At 60.6% G+C, this 22,601-nt stretch carries 18 protein-coding genes; 11 read left to right on the forward strand and 7 right to left on the reverse strand.

Going from position 1 to position 22,601, the window contains the following annotated elements:
- The first annotated feature begins 7 nt into the window (after nucleotides 1-7).
- From NUW12_01670 to NUW12_01680, 3 genes are read left to right on the forward strand one after another with little or no spacing between them, the layout of a single operon-like run.
- Nucleotides 8-1,084: a hypothetical protein gene (locus tag NUW12_01670; GenBank protein MCR4401480.1), complete on the forward strand. Its 1,077-nt coding sequence runs from the start codon at nucleotides 8-10 to the stop codon at nucleotides 1,082-1,084.
- A complete protein-coding gene (locus NUW12_01675) occupies nucleotides 1,077-1,370 on the forward strand; it encodes a hypothetical protein (protein ID MCR4401481.1) in 294 nt (97 codons plus the stop codon). Before NUW12_01670 ends, NUW12_01675 begins: the two co-directional genes overlap by 8 nt.
- On the forward strand, nucleotides 1,351-1,536 hold the full coding sequence (locus NUW12_01680) for a hypothetical protein (protein MCR4401482.1): 186 nt from the start codon (nucleotides 1,351-1,353) through the stop codon (nucleotides 1,534-1,536). The genes NUW12_01675 and NUW12_01680 overlap by 20 nt, the downstream gene beginning before the upstream one ends.
- Nucleotides 1,537-1,612: 76 nt before the next feature.
- On the opposite strand, the gene NUW12_01685 is transcribed toward NUW12_01680, so the two are convergent.
- A complete protein-coding gene (locus tag NUW12_01685) occupies nucleotides 1,613-1,828 on the reverse strand; it encodes a nucleotidyltransferase domain-containing protein (protein ID MCR4401483.1) in 216 nt (71 codons plus the stop codon).
- Nucleotides 1,829-2,456: 628 nt separating this feature from the next.
- Here NUW12_01685 and NUW12_01690 point away from each other — a divergent pair.
- Complete coding sequence (locus tag NUW12_01690; GenBank protein MCR4401484.1) at nucleotides 2,457-3,878, forward strand: MmgE/PrpD family protein; 1,422 nt, start codon at nucleotides 2,457-2,459, stop codon at nucleotides 3,876-3,878.
- A 79-nt stretch (nucleotides 3,879-3,957) separates the two neighbouring features.
- On the opposite strand, the gene NUW12_01695 is transcribed toward NUW12_01690, so the two are convergent.
- Nucleotides 3,958-4,326 (reverse strand): helix-turn-helix domain-containing protein, encoded by a 369-nt coding sequence (locus NUW12_01695; protein ID MCR4401485.1) that lies wholly within the window; start codon nucleotides 4,324-4,326, stop codon nucleotides 3,958-3,960.
- A 1,132-nt stretch (nucleotides 4,327-5,458) separates the two neighbouring features.
- Between NUW12_01695 and NUW12_01700 the strand changes: the two genes are divergently transcribed.
- The 7 genes from NUW12_01700 (at nucleotide 5,459) to NUW12_01730 (ending at nucleotide 16,627) form a co-directional block, all read left to right on the forward strand.
- Complete coding sequence (locus NUW12_01700) at nucleotides 5,459-6,223, forward strand: thiamine pyrophosphate-dependent enzyme (protein ID MCR4401486.1); 765 nt, start codon at nucleotides 5,459-5,461, stop codon at nucleotides 6,221-6,223.
- Nucleotides 6,224-7,390: 1,167 nt separating this feature from the next.
- Nucleotides 7,391-9,994, forward strand: a complete 2,604-nt coding sequence (locus NUW12_01705) for an NEW3 domain-containing protein (protein ID MCR4401487.1) — start codon at nucleotides 7,391-7,393, stop codon at nucleotides 9,992-9,994.
- A 475-nt stretch (nucleotides 9,995-10,469) separates the two neighbouring features.
- Nucleotides 10,470-11,711, forward strand: a complete 1,242-nt coding sequence (locus tag NUW12_01710) for an ROK family transcriptional regulator (protein MCR4401488.1) — start codon at nucleotides 10,470-10,472, stop codon at nucleotides 11,709-11,711.
- A complete protein-coding gene (gene argH / locus NUW12_01715) occupies nucleotides 11,708-13,312 on the forward strand; it encodes an argininosuccinate lyase (GenBank protein ID MCR4401489.1) in 1,605 nt (534 codons plus the stop codon). The genes NUW12_01710 and argH overlap by 4 nt, the downstream gene beginning before the upstream one ends.
- A 104-nt stretch (nucleotides 13,313-13,416) precedes the next feature.
- Nucleotides 13,417-14,706 carry an extracellular solute-binding protein gene (locus NUW12_01720; GenBank protein MCR4401490.1) on the forward strand — a complete coding sequence of 430 codons (1,290 nt, stop codon included), beginning with the start codon at nucleotides 13,417-13,419 and terminating at the stop codon, nucleotides 14,704-14,706.
- A 104-nt stretch (nucleotides 14,707-14,810) separates the two neighbouring features.
- Nucleotides 14,811-15,716, forward strand: coding sequence for a sugar ABC transporter permease (locus NUW12_01725; protein MCR4401491.1), 906 nt, complete (start codon nucleotides 14,811-14,813; stop codon nucleotides 15,714-15,716).
- A 158-nt stretch (nucleotides 15,717-15,874) separates the two neighbouring features.
- On the forward strand, nucleotides 15,875-16,627 hold the full coding sequence (locus tag NUW12_01730) for a carbohydrate ABC transporter permease (GenBank protein ID MCR4401492.1): 753 nt from the start codon (nucleotides 15,875-15,877) through the stop codon (nucleotides 16,625-16,627).
- Nucleotides 16,628-16,853: 226 nt separating this feature from the next.
- Here NUW12_01730 and NUW12_01735 read toward each other — a convergent pair whose 3' ends face one another.
- The 5 genes from NUW12_01735 to NUW12_01755 all read right to left on the reverse strand — a co-directional run bounded on the left by NUW12_01735 (nucleotide 16,854) and on the right by NUW12_01755 (nucleotide 22,595).
- Nucleotides 16,854-18,059, reverse strand: coding sequence for an aminotransferase class I/II-fold pyridoxal phosphate-dependent enzyme (locus NUW12_01735; GenBank protein ID MCR4401493.1), 1,206 nt, complete (start codon nucleotides 18,057-18,059; stop codon nucleotides 16,854-16,856).
- Nucleotides 18,060-18,165: 106 nt separating this feature from the next.
- Nucleotides 18,166-19,002 (reverse strand): carbohydrate ABC transporter permease, encoded by an 837-nt coding sequence (locus tag NUW12_01740; protein ID MCR4401494.1) that lies wholly within the window; start codon nucleotides 19,000-19,002, stop codon nucleotides 18,166-18,168.
- Nucleotides 18,999-19,898 (reverse strand): sugar ABC transporter permease, encoded by a 900-nt coding sequence (locus NUW12_01745; protein MCR4401495.1) that lies wholly within the window; start codon nucleotides 19,896-19,898, stop codon nucleotides 18,999-19,001. Before NUW12_01745 ends, NUW12_01740 begins: the two co-directional genes overlap by 4 nt.
- A gap of 306 nt (nucleotides 19,899-20,204) precedes the next feature.
- On the reverse strand, nucleotides 20,205-21,482 hold the full coding sequence (locus tag NUW12_01750) for a sugar ABC transporter substrate-binding protein (GenBank protein ID MCR4401496.1): 1,278 nt from the start codon (nucleotides 21,480-21,482) through the stop codon (nucleotides 20,205-20,207).
- 432 nt (nucleotides 21,483-21,914) lie between these two features.
- Complete coding sequence (locus tag NUW12_01755; GenBank protein MCR4401497.1) at nucleotides 21,915-22,595, reverse strand: FadR family transcriptional regulator; 681 nt, start codon at nucleotides 22,593-22,595, stop codon at nucleotides 21,915-21,917.
- Nucleotides 22,596-22,601 lie beyond the last annotated feature (6 nt).

The raw sequence follows: 22,601 nt of genomic DNA on the forward strand, positions 1-22,601 counted from the left end.
TGATCGGGTGGTACCGATGGCAGGACAGAGTCTTTGCATGACCATTGACGGGGAAGGGATCAGAGAAGGGGTGCCGCTGCAACTCCTCGCGACAGTCTTTAGGGGCGTGCAGGACACGATTTACCACATGGCCATGGCCGAATCCGGCCACGATGTACGCCCGAGGGCTCGCGTGCCCGACGATATCAGGACGCAGTATCAGCTGATACGCGCGGCGGAGCACAACAGTGCATATACCATTGAAGCCGCGTTTGCATCCCCCGCGCAAGCTTCCCTATCGTTCGAACCGAACAGGCGGACGGCGGTGCTCGAGAAGTACACGTCCCTTCTGGGTGCTCTCTCGGAATCCGGCGACCACACGTTGTCTGTGCTGTTTCCTGATACGATGTGGCGGAGAAGGATACTCCGGTCTCTGGAGGTCTATTGCCCAAAGAAGGGGGACCAGTGGCACCTGACCGTGAGTCACGAGCCCAAAGGCACTGCGGCAACTCTGTCAGCCGTGACCCGTGAGCGGATATCTAGGCTCCTTGCTGAACCGGGATTCGAGGAGACGACTGTTAGCGGAGAGCTTGTGCGGATACATCTGGACGAGCACAAGCTTGGGATCTATTATCAACCGACAAGCCGCGTGCTGGACTGCTACTACGACCCTGAACTGGAGGACCTAATCGTGGAGAATCTGAAAGGAATCGTCCATGTCGCCGGCAGGGTGCAACTCAGGGTGCAACTCGATGCGAACGGCTTTCCTGACAAGATCGTCGATGTCTCCGACATTCGTGCTCTTGACCTTCGACCGCTCATGCTCAAATCAATCGAAACGGCTGAGGGGAGGCTCGTTCTCAGGCGGGCGGAGTCAGTCAGGCCATCATTCGAGGACGGGGAGGTCGTATTCGAGCTGCCCGACTTGCACATCGTCGCATCGGGCGCCACGCGTGAGGACGCTGTGGAGAAGCTCTTTTCCGATCTCATTTGGTTGTGGAAGGAGTACGTGCTCGCACCCCATGAGGAGTTGTCTCAGGACGCGAGGGAGCTCGCGGAACGTCTTCGCGGAATGATCGAGGAGGCTTCGGTGGGGAATGGGTGAGGCGAACCGCAGGGACGTGGAAAGCGCGTTACGCAAGAAAGGGTTTCGGCAGTCAGGTGGCAGCCATCGCAAGTTCGTGTTCTACACGTGCGGCGGAAAGAAGACGTCGGTATGGACCGAGATAAGTCACGGATCCAAACACAGAGACCTCTCGGAATTCATACTTCACAAGATGGCCGATCAGTGCCGCCTCTCCTATCCTCAATTCAGAAGACTGATCGAGCGTCCTATGTCACGTGAGGAGTACGAGGGGCTGCTGGTACAAAGTGGGAGTACAAGAGAATAGGGCATTCAGCTTTCCCTTCACCGAATCCGCCAAGTCTGCCTTCACTGTCTGGCCTGCGGGGCGCACGAGCATCGCCATCCCGTTCCACAACCACCTCAACGCCACGGAGGTCGACTACGTTTCCGGCATCCATGAGCGCGCGCTGGAGCTGGAGGATGTGCAGTAGGCGCACTCACGATCTCGCGGTCGCGATCACGTGGCGGGGTGCGCCGAGAGGACATGCCCCGTGCAGGCAGACTCAGTCACCTCACTCCCTCCTCGAAGCGGTCACGTCCGAGGTCGGGTGAGACGATCGCAACGTCGATGTCGCTCTCGCCGTCCGCGTCCCCTCGAGCGTGGGACCCAAACTCATCTTTGACAGCGAGACAGGGTTTTGATGTGCCACGGACCCAGAAACCCGCATGTCGAAGCGTCTCCACGTACCGTCTTATGAGGCATTCAACTGATTCTCGAGCCACGCCATCATCTCCCTGGTATCATCCAGAGTTACGCGCGCAAAGTCCCTATCGCACCTTGTAGACAGCTGCGCCCTGTCCCCAGGGTATCGCGCTTCTATATAGAATTCCGTGAGCGTCGAGAGGAGGACCTTCTGCCTATCCGAACATTCGCCCCAAACGCCGGCCTCATCGGCGAGTCGCACCAGCTCGTGCTTGCGGGGCGGGACCTCTTCTGTCAGGGTTCGAGAGGCGCCCCGCCGGTTCGAAGACTGCGCCAGGTGTGATCGTCTGTTAATTTGGCGGAGGCTCGCGTCTGTCTGGGAACCCACCTGGCCATGGCAAGATGGCAGGAGGGCGAACGTGTTCAGCAGCGCTTCGGCGGTCCCCGTCCCAGCCCTGCAAGCCCCAGTCCATGCGGGCGCCGACGGTATGCAAGCGCTGTCCCAGTGTCAAGGCGAGGGGATCCCGCCGAAACGCGGAGCCCGCAGTGGCGCGGGTCCCGTAAGAGCGTGGGGCCCGCGGAAGCGCGTGTCCTGCAGAAACGCATGCCCCTCGGAATCGTGCATCCCGGAGAAGCGCGGATCCCGCAGAAACGCGGGTCCCGGAGAAGCGCGGATCCCGCATAAACGCGAAAGGAGGCTCCGAAGGCATGACAGGCAAGCGATGTGTGTCAGCCGGACTCGGTGACTTCGCGACGCGAACCCTCGCCTCTTGGGCTTCGCGGGTCGAAATCCAAGACCTACCCGAGGACGCAATCGCGATGGCTGTGGAGTGCGTTGTGGACTGGGTCGGGGTTGCGCTAGCGGGGTCCGCCCAGGATGTCGCAGCCCTGGTCGCGCCGCTATTCGATGGCGCCGTGGACGCTGTGCCTCGCCGGGGGGCGTCGACCGTCTTGAGAGCCGGGCTCGACAAGTTCTCTGGCATGTGGATGTGGGCATCCTTCCTGAACGGCTTCAACGGACACGTGCTCGGGCTTGACCACGTCCACAGGAGCACGCTGCTCCATCCCGGGGCAGCGGTGATCCCTGCGGCGCTCGCGTGCGCTGAGAGATACCGGGCTTCCGGGTCTCGCCTGCTAGCGGCGATTGTGGTCGGCTACGAGGTGTGCTCGAGGGTTGCGGAGGCCGCGGGACGTTCACATCATGCCAGATGGGATACCACTGGCACGTGCGGGGCGTTCGGCGCGGCCGCCGCCGCTGGCAAGGTCCTCGGCTTGGACGACGTCGAGATGTGCTGGGCGCTGGGACACGCTGGCGCCCACGCTTCAGGCCTTCGGCAGGTTCGCGAGGATGGCGCGATCTCCAGGCCACTGTATGCCGCGAAGGCGGCGCTAACCGGGCTCCTGGCGGCCCTCATGGCCAAGTGCGGGTTCGGCGGGCCTGTGCGGATCCTCGAGGGAGAGCAAGGCTTCTTGAAGACGATGTCATCCGAGCCCGCCCTCGAAGCGCTCACCGACCGGTTGGGCGAGAGATACCGGATCTGCGAGGTGTCCATGAAGCCCTACCCTTCTTGCAAGCACTCGCACGCCCAGGTCGACGCGGCGCTAGAGATCGCGGCCGAGCCTGGCTTCGATCCCGACAGGGTCCGGGCTGTCAGGGTGCGCACCTACGAGACCGCCGTCAAGGCGGCCATCACGTCTACGGGTGGGGGCGGGAAGTACCCGCGCTCTCCGAGCGAAGCCTTTCGGAGCTCCCCGTACTGCGTCGCCGTCGCGCTTCAGAAGGGGCGTCTTGGGCTGCGCGACTTCCGTCCCGATGCGATAAGGCTCAACGACTACGCGAGGAGGCTCATTCCCAACACGACCCTTGAGGTCGACGACGAACTCGACGCGGAGTACCCCAAGATGTGCGGCGCGGAAGTCGAGGTCACCATGGACGACGGCGCGACGCTGTCCTCGTCCGTCATGCGGCCAAAGGGAGACCCCGAGAACCCCATGTCTCTGGAGGAAGTGTGCGACAAGGCGGTGGACCTAGCGGAGATCGCCTTGCCTCATGAGCAGGCGGTGGCTTGCGTGCAGCAGGTCGCTGACGTGCAGAACGCGAAAGACGTGGCCGTGTTGTTGGATGTCTGAATCCGGGTTGTCTGGCTTCCGCCTTCTTCGCGCTCTTTGAACCGCTTGCGTGCAGTTCGTACTTCCCGGGATGTGCTTCCTACCTGTTTGGTTTCGCGCCATGGTTCCCACGGCTCGCGCTGAGCCTCTCGATCAAGTACAGAATCACCTTCTGGTCCTCGGGTGCGAGGCTTTGCAGGGTGCGGGCCATCGCCTCGACCTGGTCTGTTTCCTCCACCCCCTCGCCGGTCGCCAGCCTGAGTAGATCCTGCGCGGCTATCCCGTACCCGTTTGCTATGCGCATCAACGTCTTCGCGGAAGGATTCACGGGCCTACCTGTGCGCGCGTCACGGCCTCGTTCGAGTGCGCTCAGGTAAGTGTGGCTGATTCCAACCTTCTCGGCCGCCTCTCGGAGACTTAGGCGCCTTTGGATGCGGATTTCGCGGAGCTTGTCTCCTATCTGGTTCAATCACATCGCCTCGTTTCTACCAAAATCGCTGCTGTGTTCGTGGACGCGGGGAGGACAGAAATCGTGCGTACAATATAATTGACATGCTGGGCAGTCTGTGTTACAATCTGTCCGGAAACTACACAAGGCGCTCACATTGTCCCGCTGTCCTGCGCTATTTCGGAACGCAGAAAGGGGGAGTCCGATCGTCTAGGAGTGGAGTGTGTCTGTCACACAAAGCGTGCCCTGTCGGCGCCGGCGCTAGTCTCCGCTTGGCGTCTCGCATGGAAATGCCGGCTTCCCCGCGGCTGGCGCGAGGCGGCGCAGGTGTCGAAGGCGCCGCTGGCGCACAAGATGACTCGGGCGCAGAAGGTCCCAGAGCCGTCGCAGCCACGGGCACGCCGTACCGTGGACGCGGAGAAATCACGCCGGAGTCGCCGAGACATGATAAAGCCGTTCATTGTTTCGCCGTGTGGGTGCGCTTGTCCTTCCAGGCTGAAGGCATGTCGCTATGACGTCCGAGCTCCGCGAGGCCGAGCGAGCGAGGCTGACGGTGTGCCCGGAGGGTGTGGGAAGGCAAGGCGGCGGGCGCTCGCGAGCGATCCCCTGATGCCTGTGAGCCATCCATTAAGTGAGGGTACAGAAATGCTCCCGACCTTTGGAAGAGTTTGCCGGTGATTGCACGAGGGGTGTTAGAATCCGGCCACTGGCCAGAGGGGCGGATTATGTCAAGACGCCCCGCTTGGGGCGCCGTCCCCGAGTGCAACACCGACAAACCCGCAGCTACTGGAGGAGGGGCGAGAATCAACGCACCCTCACTTAGCGTTGCGATGGTCGCTGACGGTGTCGAGGGAGCCTCTCCGCCCCCTGCGACCTAGGGGCTATCCGGTTGAGCCGGGGTTCCGGGGTTCCGAGGGGGCTATGAAGGTGTGGCACACGCGACACGCCGGATGAGCGCGTCTCTCCCTGTCCCTGCACTTCCGGTTCGTGATCTCGTGAGACTCCGGCGGAGTGGGGTCGTCGGTGCCGCCGAGGAGCTGTCCCTGCACTTCCGGTTCGTCATTTCGTGGGGCCCCTTGGCGGCGGCGACGTGGAACCTAGCCCACCGCAGTGCCGCGCCTGCTTGTACGGCGAGGCCATGGGGGTGGAAGACATGACGGAGGGCCAGCAAGCCGAGGTACCCGCACTGGAGTCCACAGCTTGCGCGATTCGCCAGCTGACGGCAAAGACCCACAAAGCCTGTGGACGCGTTCCCCATGATGGCTCACTCTCCTTGAGCGAGATTCTGGCGACTCTGTACTTCGCAGTAATGAGAGTTGATCCAACCCGACCCGGGTGGCCTGACCGAGATCGATTGGTCCTTGGAAAAGGCCACGCCTTCGGTGTGCTCTGTGCGGCTTTAGCCCTCAAGGGGTACTTCCCCGAATCAGATCTGTTGGCCACGCTCAACAGACTCAGGAGCCCGTTGGGGACACACCCTGAAATGAACAAGGTCCCTGGTGTGGACATGACCACAGATTCCCTGGGCCACGGCCTCCCCGTCGCCATGGGAATGGCCTTGGCCGGTAAGCTCGCTGATCGCGACTATCGGGTCTTTCTCGTCGCGGACGACGGCGAGCGCCACGAAAGACTCGTGTGGGAGGCTTTCACGGCTGCGGCCCATCATGGGCTCGACAACCTCGTAGTGATCATTGACAAGAAGAGCCCGTCCACGGGTAGCCCGTCCATGGGTGGCCCGACGCGGAAGACCATGGCGTCGGAGCACTTCGTCGAGAGACTTCGGGCGATTGGATGGTACGTCGCGACAGTGGAGGGGCACGATATCGCTCAGCTCTTGGAGGCTCTTCGAGACATCCCCGGTCGGCAGGGACGACCGACCGCGATCATAGCGTTTACGGTGAAAGGCGAGCCAAGGTGAGCGTCGGGCTGGGAGTCGAGGCGACCAAGGCACATGACGAGCCGGGAGCGGAGGGAGGCACGCGCGCGCCGAGCTGGGAAGCGGGGCAGGGATGGCGCGCGTCGGACTGGCGCTCGAGCTGGGAATCGAGAGGAATCGAGGTCGAGGACAAGATACGTGGCCGGAACTCTCGTGGTGCCGGAACCCCGACGATTTGCCCGGAGTGCCTCAGATATCCGACACTTCACAAGAGCGTGCGGGGGCTCCTTAAGAGTGGTCTTGCCGACCGCGTAGCCTATGACGCGGATCTTGTCCAACAGCACGCTGTAGTTAAGCATCCCTTCCTTGATGCGGCTGAGCAGATGCGGTTTGAGATGGATTCGGCGTCTCTAATTCGGTGGGGGTGGGGGAATTCCCATCCGGCCTCCACGGTGGATTGTACAACCGGCCGCAAGATCCTGTCATATCAGCCACCTATAGACGGTTAGGAACCTCCTACGTGAAACCTCGCTCCACTAGGTCCCGCAAAGGCTCTCTTGAGAATCCCACATCTCTCGCGCAAAAGCCGGTTCTCTCGCCGAAGCCGGACGAGCTCCTTTACTGGCCGCGTCTCGAGTAGGCGCAACAGCCTCGCTACGACCCGTGGTCGACACCACTGTCGGACTTCCAGGCGCGGCGAGACGGCGACGTGGCGGGAAAGACGTCGGCCTTGATCGCGCGGACCATCGAGAGCATGGTGCACTAGGAGGGCCGTCGTGGCACTTTCGCGTGAGATCCCCGGCCAACGTGATTCCGATAGCCAACATGACCCCGTCGGGCCTTTGAGCCGAGCTTGCTCTTAGACTGAAAACCAAGTGAGTAAAGGCAGGAATTTGGGCAAGCGCGGTGAACAATTACTCCAGTAACTTAATAAGGCACTCAAAGTATCCCCATAGGCCTCCGGGCTCGGTTGCCCCGCATGGAATAGACTTTAAGAGACGGGAGGGGGGATTCAGGGGCAGGGAGTCAGCCCTGCACTTGACGTCGGAGGGATGGCCACGGGGCCGGCTCACGCCCAGGCCGACGCTGTCAGGGCCAGCCTAGACTCGCACGGCAAGGTGAACAACGCGAAGGACGCCATGGAGAACGCACGGTGGGATGCAAGTGAGGGATGTACGCACACCTGCCAACGTAAGGGGGGACGGCAATATGCGGAAGGTTCGGATGGCGGCTTTCTTACTAGCGTTGACCCTAACCTTTATCCCAGCTCCTTTTGCTATGGCACGAAACGCTGAGTTCAACGCGATTCCAGAGACGGGAATGGCGAAGATTATCCTGGATATGCAGAAGCTCCCTGTAGTGGGAACGGTCATGATGGTGGGGGCTCACCCAGATGACGAGGATAACGCGCTCCTCGCTTATCTGACCAAAGGGGCGCATGTGAATGCATATTACCTTGTCGCGACCCATGGTGAAGGAGGTCAGAACGAGATCGGTCCGGAGCTGTACGAGGCCCTCGGGGTGCTACGATCTCAGGAACTCGCGTCCGCTCGCACAATAGACGGCGCGATCCAGCTATACCTCGGAGCTACTGACTTCGGCTTCTCCAAATCGGGCGACGAGGCCCTCCAAAAGTGGGGACATGCACAGCTTCTATCGCGCATGGTGCGGGTCTTTCGGCAATATCGTCCTGATATTGTGATGACACATCACGACCCCATTCACGGACACGGTCACCATCAGGCTGTAGGGAGATTGGTTCTCGAAGCGGTCAGAGCTGCGGCGGATCCAAGCCAGTTCCCAGAGCAGATACGCGATCAGGGGCTGCAACCCTGGCAGGTCCTGAAGCTCTATGTCGCGGACTCCAGGGAACCAATCTACCTGACGCCGGACCTCCAGGCAAGAGTGAGTGACGAGTACAGCATGAGTGCCTGGGCAGACAAACCCACCGTCGACATCAACGTCGGTGCGTTCGACCCGATCCTCGGTCGCTCCTACCAAGAGGTCGGCGCGCTCGCCCGGTCCATGCACAAGTGCCAGGGCATGGTCCGTCCGGGAGTGAAGGGAGACCAGATCGTCCATTACAGGCTGGTCGAAAGCGCCGTTGGCGTCCAGGCGAACGCCAAGGAGAAGAGCGTGTTCGACGGGATCGACACGTCTCTCAATGCGCTGCTTGCTGGCCTTAACGCGCCTTCAGACGCGCTTACGAGCCTCCGCCAGCGGATCGTTGAACTAGACAGCACGGTCCGGGACGTGCTCGCTGGGCTCAGCTATGCTCAGCCTCAGGCTGTGGCCGGCGACTTACTGAGAGGGCTTCAGTTGGTCCGGGAGATGGAGCGCGAGGTGTCTGCGATGCCGATAGCGCCGGCAGATAGATCCCTCGTTCTCCAGCGCCTTGCCGACAAGGAACGCGACTTCGTGCAGGCCGCGCAAGACCTCTTCGCTGCGTCGCTCGATGTAACGACCGATGATGCCGATGTTGTGCCCGGCCAGACCGTGACTGTCACAGCCGCGTTCTGGAACCGGGGGGATGAGCCCGTCGAGAATATCCGCATTCACCTCGACCTTCCTGTTGGCTGGACCGTCAGCCCCGAAACGGTCGAGTTCGCCAGCGTGACTCATAACCAGAAGGTGGAAGCGAAGTTCAAGGTCACCGTGGCACCCAAGGCGTCATACACTGACGCGCACGATAACAGCCCGGTCCAAGCCACAGCGGACTGGGAGGTTATGGGCGTGCCCCTGTCGACGGCAGGAGCTGCGGAGATGCGAGTCGTGCCGGTTGTGGCCGTGTCGCTGACGCCCGAGAAACTCATGACGCTCGCGCTTGACACCGCCGTGGTGAAGGAGTTGGCCGTAGGTCTTCGCAACAACAGCAAGGGGCCTATCACGGGGCGGGTGGTTCTGGACCTCCCCAAGGGCTGGACTTTGGCGGATTCTTCGGCCACGGAATTCACGCTGAAGTCGGAGGGCCAGGAGACCTCCGTGCCTGTGAAGGTCGTCATCCCGGCGCACGCACTCACTGGCCGATATATGATAGGAGCCAGGGCAGAGTACGGTGGCGGCGAGTCGAACGTAGGCTATCAAGTGATTGCCTATCCGCATATCAACACACGCTATCTTTACAAACCAGCCCAAGCGCGCCTGGCCGTCATCGATGTGAAGGTCGCACCCGAGCTCAAGGTCGGCTACGTCAGCAGCGGGTTCGACCAGGTGCCGGAGTACCTCGAAGAGATGAGCGTGAATGTCCACCTCCTGACCGCGGCTGACCTGAACGCCTCCGACCTGTCGCAATACGATACCATTATACTTGGGATCCGAGCCTATCTCAGCCGTCCGGACCTAGTTGCCAACAACGGGCGCTTGCTCGACTACGTGCGAAATGGTGGCAATCTGATCGTCCAATACAGCAAGACCGGAGAATGGCGCCAAGATTACGCTCCGTTCCCGATCACAGTGAGCAGCAACCGCGTTACGGTAGAGGAGGCTCCGGTGACGGTGCTGCAACCCGACCACGTCCTCTTCAACGCACCGAATAAGATCTCCGCGGAGGACTGGGAAGGATGGATTCAGGAGAGGGGCCTGTACTTCCCCAATAGCTGGGCCAAGGAGTATACCGCTCTCACCGCCTGCAACGACCCGGGCGAGCCATCTCAGCAGGGCCCGTGGCTGATCGCGCGGTATGGGAAAGGGACGTATATCTATACAGCGTATGTCTGGTATCGCCAGCTTGATAGCCTAGTGTCTGGCGGATACCGGATCTTTGCCAACATGATCAGCCTCCCCCGGGTGCAGCACGGCGACGCAACCCATTGACCCGGACGGGAGTCGAGAGTCCGAGCGGGTCGGCCGCGAGTGCCCTATTAGGCCTGCAGGCTACAGTGAGGCGCCTCATCCGGCCCATGCAGATGATGGCCTCGTGGGCCGGTCGCACTAGGGTTGCGGCGATCGCGCGACTAAGCGTTGCGGAAGGTGGTTTGTCGCGAGCACGATGGAGATGACGGGAGCCGTGTGGGCGGCTGCGAGCGTGAGACCGCCCGACCGCCAGATGCCAGGAGCCCGGACTCGGAAATCCCGGCACGGACGCCGCCGCCAGTTATGCTATGAGGACGTCAGCAAGGACGATCGCTCCCGTTCGAGCAGGGCGCTTCGCGGTCGCACCCGCGAAAGAGGTGAGTTGTGAGAAGGAATCCGGCTGTTGGTGTAGAAGGCACAACTAAGTTAGGCACGGTAATAAAGTTAGTCTCCTCGAGCCCAATTGATTGGAAAGAATGGCAGGTTGGTGTGAACGATGGCCTTTGCATCACTTCGAACCACCGCGAGCGTGCGTCGCCACAACTTGAGTCTGCTTCTGGAGATCATCGAGTCTCAGGGCCCCATTTCACGGGCAAGCCTCTCAAGGGTGACAGGTTTGAGCCAGCCCACGGTGGGGGCTGCGATAGATGTGCTCTTCCGGAGCGGGCTTGTTCGGCCGGTCGGGACCGGTGAATCGAGCGGCGGCCGTCCGCCAATCATGTTGGAGTTCAACGCCACGCACGGGTTCATTGTGGGAATCGACTTAGGAGGTACCAACATCAAGGTCGGCCTGACCGATTTGCGGGGTCGGGTGCTTTGCCGAATTGAGGAGCCGACGCCGAAGTGGCAGAATGGCTCTCCTGGCGCCGTGACCGACGCGATCTGCGCCGCCGTTCAGAAGGCCGTGGACGAAGCGGGAGTGAGTTGGGAGAGGGTCTTGGCGATTGGGGTCGGCGCGCCGGGAGTGACGGACCCCAATACCGGCACGGTGAGCCTCGCGCCTGCGGTGGGGTGGGACAGGACCCCTGTGCGAACTCTTCTCACCGAAAGGTTCCGAATCCCAGTGCGTGTGGATAATGACGTGAACGCTGCTGCCATGGCGGAGCAAGCCTTCGGCCACGGCCGCGAGTATCCCAATTTCGTATTCGTGGCGATAGGGACGGGCATCGGCGCCGGTGTCGTGATAAACAGCCAGTTATATAGGGGGGCCACCTATGCGGCCGGCGAACTGGGGTACATGGTCATAGACCATTCGTGGAATCCGGCCGATGTGCGGGACTTCGGGTGTCTTGAGAGCATGGCTGCTGCGCCAGCCATCACGCGATGGGCACAAGAGGTCTTGCCGGGAAGCATGTCTGATGAGAGCGTCGGCCCGCGCGAGCACGCTGGCGGCGCGACCGACGCCTCGACCATGCTGACGGGAGGGCCGGAGGCGCTATTCAAGGCCGCAGAGGAGGGCTATGAGCCTGCCAAGCAGGCTGTTGCGAGGATCGCTGGGTACTTGGCGGCTGCTCTAACCAACGTGGCGGTGTTGTTGGATCCTCACGCGATCATCCTCGGCGGCGGGATCTCACAAGCCGGCGACACGTTGCTCAACCCAGTGATAGAAAGAATGAGGCAACTATCCCCGGTCGTTCCCGTGCTGCGTTTCTCCGCGTTAGGCGCCGACGCCGGGCTCTTGGGCGCCGCGGCTCTGGGGATTTCGGAGATAAAGGAAAGGTTGCTGAACGGGGAATGACGCTGATGACGCATAGTCCCAACGGAGACAAGCAGCGGGCCTGGTCCCCGGATGGACGTAGAGCGACCGCGAAGGAGAACCAGACGCAGGCAACCGCGGGGCAGCTCAACGAGGAGCGGAACCCCGTATATGTGGAGGCTGTCTTGCGACCGGACTTCGCTTTCGCGAGAGAACGGCTCTTGCGCTACATCCTCGAGGTGGATGTAGCCCACGTCATCATGCTCATGCGCTGCGAGATCGTCCCTGCCGAGACGGCTCGCGCCCTCTTGCGAGTAATCGGGCCGATGATGGAGAGTCCCGAAGAAACCGCGCCTGCTGTGTACGATCCCCGGTTCGAGGATCTCTTCTTCATGATTGAGGAGTGCGTCGCAAGGGACGCTGGAGACGAAGCCGCCGGGTCAATGCATGTGGCGCTGAGTCGCAACGACCTAGATACGGCTATCTTCAGGATGGCGGCACGCGACAGGCTCATCGAGCTGGGCCGGAGATTGGATGCACTGCGTCGAACCCTTTTGGACGTGGCGGAACGGGAACGTGCCACTGTCATGCCCGCGTACACCCACAATCAGCAAGCTCAGCCCACCACGTTTGGGCATTACCTCGCCGCCGTTGAGGCGGTGGTGGCGCGCGACGGGCAAAGGCTCATCCAAGCGTGGCCTCGCACCAACCTCTCCCCGCTGGGCGCCGCAGCACTGGCAGGCACCGGGTTTCCCGTGGACCGCGAGTGGATCAGTGCCTCGCTCGGCTTCGAAGGCCTAGTAGAGAACACGTATGATGCGGTGTCTTCCGCGGATTACGCCCTTGAGCTCGCAGGGATCTGTAGCGGAACGGCTGGGGATCTGAGCAGGTTCGTCTGTGACCTGATGTTCTGGGCCACGAACGAGGTGGGTGTTCTGCGGCTGGACGACGCATTCATCCAGGTCTCAAGCATCATGCCGCAAAAGCGCAACCCGGTGGCCCTGGAGCACACGCGTGCCCTTCTCGGGAAGGCGATCGCCGGGGAGGCAAGCGGGAGGCTGCTGTTGCACAACGTTCCGTTTGGAGACGTGAACGACGCCGGCGTCCAACTGCAGCCCATAGTGCATGAGCAATGCAGCCGCCTACGCGAGGCCGTGGCCTTGCTTGGCGAGGTCCTGGCAACCATGAAGGTCGATCAGGAGGTGCTGAAACAGCGGGCCATCCGCAGCTTCGCCACCTCCACCGAGCTGGCTGACACTCTGGTGCGCCGAGACCGCCTTCCATTCCGCCTCGCCCATCGGGTTGTGAGCAGGCTGGCGGCTCGGCTCAGTGCGGCAGGTAGGGTGTGGTCCGAGCTCGCCCTCTCAGAGTTGGAGGCGGAGGTGCGCGCGGTCACCGGAGGGAGTCAGGGGACAAGTTTAACAAGCGATGAGCTCCAGGCCGCTTTGGATCCCCTTGAGTTTGTGGCGCGACGGCGAGTCCCGGGCGGGCCTGCGGAAGCAGTGCTCGGGGAGTACTTGAAACGGCGGCGCCAGGCCTTGAGCGAAAGCACGGCCTTTTGGGACAAGTGTGAGGCATCCATGAAGGCTTATAGAGAACGGCTCTCGCGAGAGTGGCGCAAGGCGGTGCAAAGTCAGGCCTAGGAGGTGAGGCACAGACGGGGTTTCGAAACCGGACCGTCAGAAATGATTGTGCTTCGTGCGACTCGGGTCTCAACAGGGAAAGTCATCCGAAGGAGGAGAAGGCGATGCTTAAGCGTTGGCTGAGCTTATCCATGATAGTGGTCATGACCACTCTACTGTGGGCTGCATCGGCTTCGGTTGCGGCGGCCAAGGAGGTCACCATCGAATACTGGCAGTACTACTACGAGAGCAAGGTCAAGCTCATGACCGACCTCATCAAACAATTCGAGCAGCAGAACCCGGGAATCCGCGTGGAGCAGAAGACCTTTCCTTACGAGCAGTTCAACCAGAAGGTCGCCATTTCCGTTCCTGCGGGCACGGGGCCGGATGTGGTCAACCTTTACTATGGCTGGGTGCCCAAGTACGTGGACGGTGGCTACCTCCAGCCATTGCCGGCTGACGCCTTTCCGGCCAGCACCATACAGAAAGAGTTCCTCCCCATGGTAGAAGCTGCCAAGCTGAACGGTCAGTACTGGGGGCTGCCCACAGCCGTGCGCGCGCTGGCATTGTTCTGGAACAAGGACCTCTTCAAAGAGGCGGGGCTCGATCCGAACGCTCCGCCACAGACATGGGAGCAGCTGCAGGAGTATGCAATCAAGCTGACTAAGCGCGACAAGAACGACCAACTCGTCCAGGAAGGCTATGCTTGGAACGCCGACGGGCAAGACAACCACGTCTTCATCCAGGTGCTGCTCCGGCAGTGGGGCGTGACTCCATTCTCACCCGACAACAAGCAGGTGCTGTGGAACTCCAAGCCCGGTGGATATGAGGCTTTCCAGTGGTGGACGGACCTCGCGGTCAAGCACCGCGTAGGCGATCCCACGTTCATGGGCGACTACCGCACCGCGTTTATCACGGGCAAGGCAGCCATGATGATCGACGGCTCCTTTGCTCTTGGGACGTTGAGAGATAAGGCGAAGAACATCAACTGGGGCGTCACGACCCTCCCGGTGCGGGCAGCGAACCCGAGCGTACGCGCAAACGTTGGCTCCTTCTGGATGAATGCCTTGACGGTCAACGCGAAGGACGAGAAGCGCGACGCTGCCATCAAGTTCCTGAGGTTCCTCACCTCTCCAGAGGTGATGAAAGTTTGGATGGAGAAGGTCGGTGAACTGCCGGCGCGGAGCGCCTTGACCGAGGACCCAGCGCTTCAGAAGGACCCGATCTACGGTCCGTTCCTAGCAGGACTGAAGTACGCGCATGCTACGTTCTTCGTGGATGAAACATCCGAGCGTCAGGCGATAATCGATGCCACCAACGAAGTCCGTCTCCAGGGCACGAATCCCAAGGTGGCCCTCGATCGTCTCGTAGCCAGTGAGCAGAAGATCCGGGACGAGTACTTCAGCAATCGGTAACCTGTGACCGATCCGGTGTGATGCCCGGTACACCGGGCATGCCAGGGTGTGCGGCGGGCGCTTGCCTGCCGTACACCCGCCATGGGGGTGTGTTGATGGCGAGCATGCACTTGTCCTTGCGCCAACGGAAGGCGTTGTGGGGGTACGCGTTTCTCGCGCTGCCACTCATCTTTTTCCTGGTCGTCCGCATCTACCCAGCGCTATCGGCTCTGAACATGAGCCTGCACCAGTGGGACGTCATGTCGGCGCGAAAGCCTTTCGTTGGGCTGCGGAACTTCGTTGAGCTATGGCATGACCAGGTCTTTTGGAAAGCCGCCCTCAATACCCTCCTGTACGTCGTGATCTCCGTGCCCCTAGAGCTCATCCTGGGCCTCCTGGTGGCCGTGACGATTCAATCTGTGAATCGCTTTAGAGGGTTCTATCGCACGATATACTTTGTTCCGTATATCACGTCCACTGTCGCGGTGAGCTGGGTTTGGCGCTGGATGTACTTTAAGAACGGCGGCGTGTTCAATCAGATCTTGCTCAGCCTGGGATTGCCAGCTCAATCTTTCCTGTCAGGGCCGGAGCAAGCCTTGTATTGCGTGACTGCGGTGGTGGTGTGGCAGGCGCTTGGGTACTACGTGGTGATCTTCCTTGCCGGTCTGGAGATGGTTCCCTCGATGTACAAGGAAGCGGCTAAGATCGATGGGGCAAGCAGTTGGCACGTCTTTCGGTATGTCACGCTCCCGCTACTGAATCCCACCGTCGTTTTCCTGGCGGTCTTGGGAACAATCAATTCCCTTCAAATCTTCACCCAGATCATGAACATGACCTCCGGCGGCTATGGGCAGGGAGACCTCGGCGGTCCCCTGAACAGCACGCTCAGCTTGGTTGTGTATATCTACAAGCAAGCATTCTATCGGTTCCAGATGGGATATGCGTCTGCCATCACCGTTGTCCTTTTCGCGATCATTTTGGTGGCAACGCTGATTGAGCTCAAGGTCCTGAGTCGTCGCGTAGAATACTGAGCCGGTCCCGGTCAGATGAGAGGAGAACGCCACCGATGCGAGAGTCAGCAATGCAGAGGGATGTACGTGAGAGAGCGAGACAGGCGGGCGTCTTGCTCCGAACCCAGGATGTTCGTGCCGCCAGCCTGCATGCCCTTCTCATAGCCGGGGTCATCTTGATGGTCTTTCCGTTCTTGTGGATGCTTGCGACGTCGTTCAAGGAGAGCGCGGAGGTCTTCAACATCAGCCTGATACCGCGCAGGCCGACCTGGGAGAACTACCGTACGCTGCTTGAAGGCACCCAGTACCTACGCTGGTATCTGAACAGCGCGATAGTGGCGGTTATCACCACTATGAGCGAGGCCTTCTTTGACACGATGGCGGGATATGGTCTGGCAAAGATCAGGTTCCCTGGGCGCGGGTTGATCCTGGTGTTGATCCTGAGCACGCTCATGATCCCCACCGAGATGTTGATCATTCCCTGGTACATGATGTTTACGAGGGCAGGGCTTGTGGACACATACTGGGGCATCATGTTGCCGGGCCTCGTGTCGGCGTTCGGCGTGTTTCTCATGAACCAGTTCATGCAGGGCATCCCCGATGACTTGTTGGACGCAGCTAGGATCGATGGCTTGAGCGAGTTCGGGGTGTGGTGGCATGTGGCATTGCACCAAGTAAAACCCGCCTTAGCGGCCTTATGTATCTTGGTATTCCTGGGAAACTGGAACGCGTTCTTGTGGCCCGTCATCGTCATTGAAAGCCCTGCCATGCGCACCCTGCCGGTGGGTATCGCCCTCTTCAGTGGGGAAGCGGGGCCGGAGTGGCAGCTCATAATGGCTGCGGCGAGCCTGGCTGTGGTCCCGGTCGTGGTGGTCTTTGCCTTCTTCCAGAGGCAGATCGTCCAGGGAATTGCCCTGACTGGGATGAAATGACGGCTCATTGCGGGGCGGTGTGATAAGTCGCGGCAAGAGCGCAGCTAGAGTAAGGAGGCGGCGTTGGACGCGAAGCGAGTCGCGGAGCACAGCGCCCGCGGAGCGTCGCCCCAGATAGCGGCTCGCCGCGTCGCACTCGCGGTGGCCGCGTGACCGCGCCCTCGGGAGGGTCATGTATGTGCCGTGGCCGACGCTGCGAGCGGCCGGTTTCCGCTTGCCCTTGCACTCAGACTAAGGCTAAAGCCGTATCCAAGTCACTTATGAGATCGTCGGCGTCCTCGAGGCCGATCGCAAGCCTTACGAGGGCAGGCTCTACTCCTGCCGCCTTCCATACGGCCTCCGGCTGCTCCTTGGCCATGCTGATGATCGGCGCCCATGCGAGGCTCTCGAACCCGCCCCAGCTTACCCCCAGGCCGAAGAGGGTGAGACCGTTCACGAATCGTCTCACGCCCTCCGAGTCGGTGTCGATCACGATACTCATGAGCCCACTCGAGCCCGACATCTGGGAGACTGCTAGCTCGCGTTGAGGGTATGAGGGAAGCCCGGGGTAATTGACGCGAGCCACCTTAGGGTGTGCGGCAAGGAATTGAGCCACTTTCATGGCGTTCTGTTCGTGGCGCCTGAGGCGAACGTCTAGAGTTCGAAGCCCTCGAAGCAGCAGCCAGGCTTCGAACGGTCCGAGAATGCCGCCGAGCAGGACTCGCTCGTTAGCGGCGATCTTGTCCACGAGGGCTTTGCGGCCTACGACGACACCGGCGACTATGTCGCTATGTCCGCCGAGGTACTTGCTGGCCGAGTGGATCACCAGGTCGATGCCAAACTCGATCGGACGCTGGAACACCGGCGTGGCCCACGAGTTGTCGATGGCGGTGACGATGCCATGCTCCTTCGCTATTGCAGACACCGCCCTAAGGTCCTGGAGCTCAAAGATTATGCTTGTTGGGCTCTCTAGGTATATGAGCTTCGTCTCCGGCCTGATCGCGGCCTCGAACTCCGCGGCGTCCTTGCCGTCCACGAACGTCGTGGTCACCCCGAAACGGGGAAGCCAGCCACGAAGGAAACTCATCGCCGGTCCATACGCGGATTTCACGCATACGATGTGGTCTCCCGAGCCAACCTGGGACAGGATGGTGGACGATATTGCGGCCATGCCGGAGCCAAAGAGCTTCCCGGCCTCAGCGCCTTCGAGATCCGCGATCTTGGAGGCGGTCAGCTCCACCGTTGGATTCTGTTCGCGCGTGTATATGAAGTGGTGTTCCCTGTTACCAAAAGCCTCGTCTAGATCCTCATAGCTGTCGTAGACGAAGAGCGAAGTCTGGAAGAGCGGGGGCACTACCGCGTTCAAGTACGTGCCCGGTTCTTCGCCGATGTGTAGTAAGCGAGTTTGCTGCTTCCATTGTGACATCCTGGCCTGATCATTCCTGCGTGCCATATCGCCGTGCACCTCCATCGGAAGTCCGGTCCATCCGTGGGCCGTGCGCCGGCAGACCTGCCGGAATACCCGCGCCCGTTTGGGCCCCACCTCCGCCCGCGCTCAATCAGCCCTTGACCGCGCCCATGGTAAGGCCCTGGACCAGGTACCTCTGTATGAAACCGAATAGGATTGCCACCGGGATGAGTGCCAACGTCGCGGCGGCCATCATCATGCCCCAGTCGACGTTGAACTTGCTCACGAACATCGTTAGCCCGACGGGCACCGTCTTGAGTCCTTCGCTGTTGATGAACATTATCGCGAATATCATCTCGCTCCACGCAGCGGTAAACACGAATACGATCGTGGCGACGAGTCCCGGCCACAGCGACGGCACGAGCACCCTCCATATGGCCGCCACACGGCTGCATCCATCGATGTGTGCTGCCTCCTCGATCTCGACAGGGACGCTCTCGAAGTACCCGCGCATCAGGAACACTGCGAATGGTATGTTGAGCGTAACGTATATGAGAATCAAGCCGACGAGGGTATTGAGAAGATGCATCTTGGCGAACAAGATGAAGATCGGGCTCACCAGTATGACCCCGGGGAACATCTGGGTGGCAAGGAGAATCATCAGGCTTGCCTGCCTGCCTTTGAACCTGAACCTGGCGATAGCATACCCACCGAAGATGCTGATCACCAGGACTGTCAACGATGTGATGCCCGCGACGAGCAGGCTGTTCCTGAAGTACACCGGGAACGATGTGCGCCGGAGCACTCCCAGGTAGTGCTGCAGACTGGGATTCAGCGGCCAGTAGTTGATGTTGTGCGAGAACAGTTCCTGGGTTGGCTTGAGCGAGGTCAGGACCATCCAATACAATGGGAACAATGCAAAGACAAGGAAGCAGAGAAGCCCGAGCCCACGCCCCACTCGTTGCCAAGCGGGTCTGCGGTGAATCATGCGCCCTCCCTCCCGAATCTGGTGATTCCCATGTACACTGCTGCGAAGACGAGTAGCCCGAGGAACAGCACGACAGAGAGCGCTGCAGAATATCCAATGTTGAGCGACTTGTAGCCCGTAGCGAAGATGTACGTTGCGAGGGTCTGGGAGGCACCTGCGGGACCGCCCTCGGTCATTATGTAGATGAGGTCCGGAAAGTTGGCGATCCAGATGAACCTAAGGAGCGTGGATACGATGATTGTCGGCTTGAGGAGAGGGAGTGTAACGTGGTAGAAGAGACCGGTTGACGACGCTCCATCGATCGTCCCGGCCTCGTACAGCTCGTATGGTATGGACTGCAGGCCTGCCAGCAACGTGATGGCGAAGAACGGCACGCCGAACCACACATTGGCGGCGATAACCCCTAGCAACGCAGTGGACGGGTTCGAAAGGATGCCAACCGGCTGGCTTATTAGGTGTAACCGCATGAGTATGTCACTTATCACTCCAAGCTCCGCATTGAACATCCACTTCCAAGTCATTCCGATGAGAAACCCCGGCACCGCCCAGGGCAAGAACACTAGTGCCTGATACAAGGGTTTGCCCGGGAATGGCCCGGCGTTTAGGAGTAGGGCCAAGGTCATGCCCAGGATGAACTGCAATGCAAGAGAGACGACTGTCCATACCACGGTATTCCGGACGGCTGTCCAGAAGGTGCGGTCGCCAAGAATACGAGAGAAGTTGTCGAGCCCGATGAAGGCCCTGTTGAATGGGTCGAAGAACATGTAGTTCTGGAACGAATACAGGATGCCCATGCCAACGGGCACGGCCATCAGCGTGACTATGAATGCATAGGAAGGGCTCAGCATTAGGTACGGAGTTAGCTTTCTTGTCCAGGACTTCGAGCGCGCGTGCATGTCCGAGTCCTCCTCGGCTCCTGATTGGGCTCCAGACGAACGTCTTCCCGGGGCTGTCGCCGGATGGCAACGCCACGCCTGGCAATGGACCGGGAATTGCGGTCTTGCGGTCTTGCGGTCTTGCGGTCTTGCGGTCGGGCGGTACCTCCTCTCTCCTCTGGGTGGCTTTCGGGTCAGGAGAGGCTCTCGGGCCCTCGGAGTGGAGGGACGCTCAGCTGCGGCTGCGGGTCTACATCGCCGCCGCGTCCTCGCCGTCGCGTCCCTCCCTGCGAGGGTTCTATGGTGCGCTAACGTTTCTATGATGCGTCAGCGCTTTCGGTACTTCTGCTCGGCATCGGTAAGGAACTTCGCCCACTTGTCAGCGGCTTCCTGCGCTGTCATCTGCCCCAGGAGCACCTTCTGGAAGTCCGTGGGAACGATCTGGTTGAAGAACGTGCCCCACTCAGGCAGGTACCACGGAGGAACGATCTTCACGTACTCGGGCGCATCGAGCTCGGTGAACCACGCCTGGTAGATCGGATCTTGGTAAATCCCCACCTTCTGGGCACTTCTTGCAACAGGCAGCGCGCCGGTGTCTGCTGCGAACTTCACACTGGTTTCGGGAGAAGCCAGGAATGATAGGAGCTTCCAGGCCTCCTTGGGGTACTTGGTCCCCTTTGACATGGACCAACCAGCGAAGCCCAATTGGAAGAAGCTCTTCCCAGACGGTCCGAGTGGGAGTGGAGCCACAGCGTATGTTCCCTTTGCCATGTGCGTCTGTACCGCTGTCAAGGTATCGGGGTCCTGGTCGAGCATCGCGGCGTGGCCAGAGTAGAAAGCCCCGACGATGTCGTTGAAACCCCACGTTATCGAGTCCGGGGATGCCCAGCCCTTCTTGTAGATCTCGGCGAGCTTCTCAAGCCCCTTGACGGCTCCCGGCTTGTTGAGGTTGCACTTGCCCTCGCTGTCAAAGTAGTCGCCGCTGCCGAGGTAGCCGAGCATCCAGAGCTGGATGTTGTCCCAGCACCCGCTTGCCCCTCGCAGCGCGTAACCGTAACGGCCTTTCGCCTTGTTGGTCAGCTTCTCTGCGGCACTCAGGAATTCCTCAAAGGTCGCAGGCGGCTTCAGCCCGGCCTCCTTGAACCAATCCGCCCTGTAGTACAGCGCCCTTTCATAGAAGCCCCACGGGATCAGGTAGGCCCCGCTCCCGGCTATCCGGCTCATTTGCCGAGCCGCACTCGTGAAATCCCCCCACTTGTCCCATGCCTCGACGTACGGCGCGAGATCCTCAAGTGCCCTCATTGCGGCAAATTGAGATACCCATTTCTCCGTCATCTCGGTGACATCGGGTCCCTGGCCCGCTGTATACATGGTGAGTAGCTTCTGATAGGACTCCTCCCACGGAAGCGAGATCAGGTTGACCTTGATATCGGGGTTCTGCTTCTCAAACTCGCTCAGGACGGACGCCATCAACTGGTCACGCGTGGGACTGGGCATCACAATCACGAGGTTCAGGGTAACTGTCTTTGCAGCGGCTATTCCCGACAATGCCAACGCTCCTATCATGACGACACACAGAACCAGGCTGATTCCGGCCTTGCGCACGAATATCCCCTCCTCGTATAGTGCGTGTTCATGATGTGGATTCCCGTCTGGCGGCGCTGACGCTGGTCGCGCTCGCTTCGATTGGTGGTTCCGGCCGCCGCCCATCCCGACCGGTGCTGATCCCACCACGTGCCGATCCCGACCGGGCTTAATCGGGCGGTGCTAGCTCCAGCATCACTGACCTCGGCAGTACCAGCTTCAGCAGTGCTAACTTCAGTGGCGCTGCCTCTCCCGGTGCCAACTTCGATAGCGTTCACGCTGACAACGTTATGCACGACGACGCCGACTGCAACACATGCTTCGGTCTGCCGACTCCGTCACCACCTCCCTGCTTGGTCTTCGCGACTTGGCCTTCACGCCCTTCTCGCATGGCGCCTTGCATGGCGCCTTGCATGGCGCGCTCCTGCTCACTCCTGCCTTTGAAGGCCGCACCTACGGTCGTTTCTTCCTGATATTTGCCTCGATCCTATCCATGAGCCGCCTGACGCTCTTCCTGCCGGCGGCCTTGTTACGTGCACAGATCGCGTCGTAGATCGGTCGGTGGAACTCATGCGAGTCGTCGAACAAGTGAGAGTCGCCGAGTGGATTTTCCCAGAACAGAGAGAGTTCCTTGATTGCCGAGAGCACCTGGGCGAGTACATCGTTGCCAGATACCTTGTATATCAGTTGGTGAAAGGCGGCGTCCTCCCTGGTGTTGCTGCGCCCCTCGGCTCTTGCCCTTTCCAGAGAATCGAGAGCCTCACCGATGGCCTTGAGGTCCTCTTCGGTGGCGTTCTCGATGGCCTCTTCGACGGCGAGCGTCTCGAGGTAACGGCGGACCTTCAAAGCTTGCAGAGCGGTGCGCTTGTCGGAGAGAAACTGCATCCTGACGGTGTGGTGGTCCGGGGGGCCGGGAGCCACGAAAGTCCCTTTCCCTTCGCGAATCTCGACGACGCCGTTGACCTCCAGGATTCGTATGCCTTCGCGTAGAGATGACCGGCCCACCCCAAGGAGCTTCATCAGCTCACGCTCACTGGGAAGTCGGGAACCCGGGACTAGCCTTGCATCTTTGATGTACTTCTCGATCTGCTGCGCTACCGCGGCAGGCACTTTCTGCCGTATGATCCGATCCAATTCAAT

This window comes from Bacillota bacterium, from assembly GCA_024653485.1.
In the GTDB taxonomy this organism is placed as follows: domain Bacteria; phylum Bacillota; class SHA-98; order UBA4971; family UBA4971; genus UBA6256.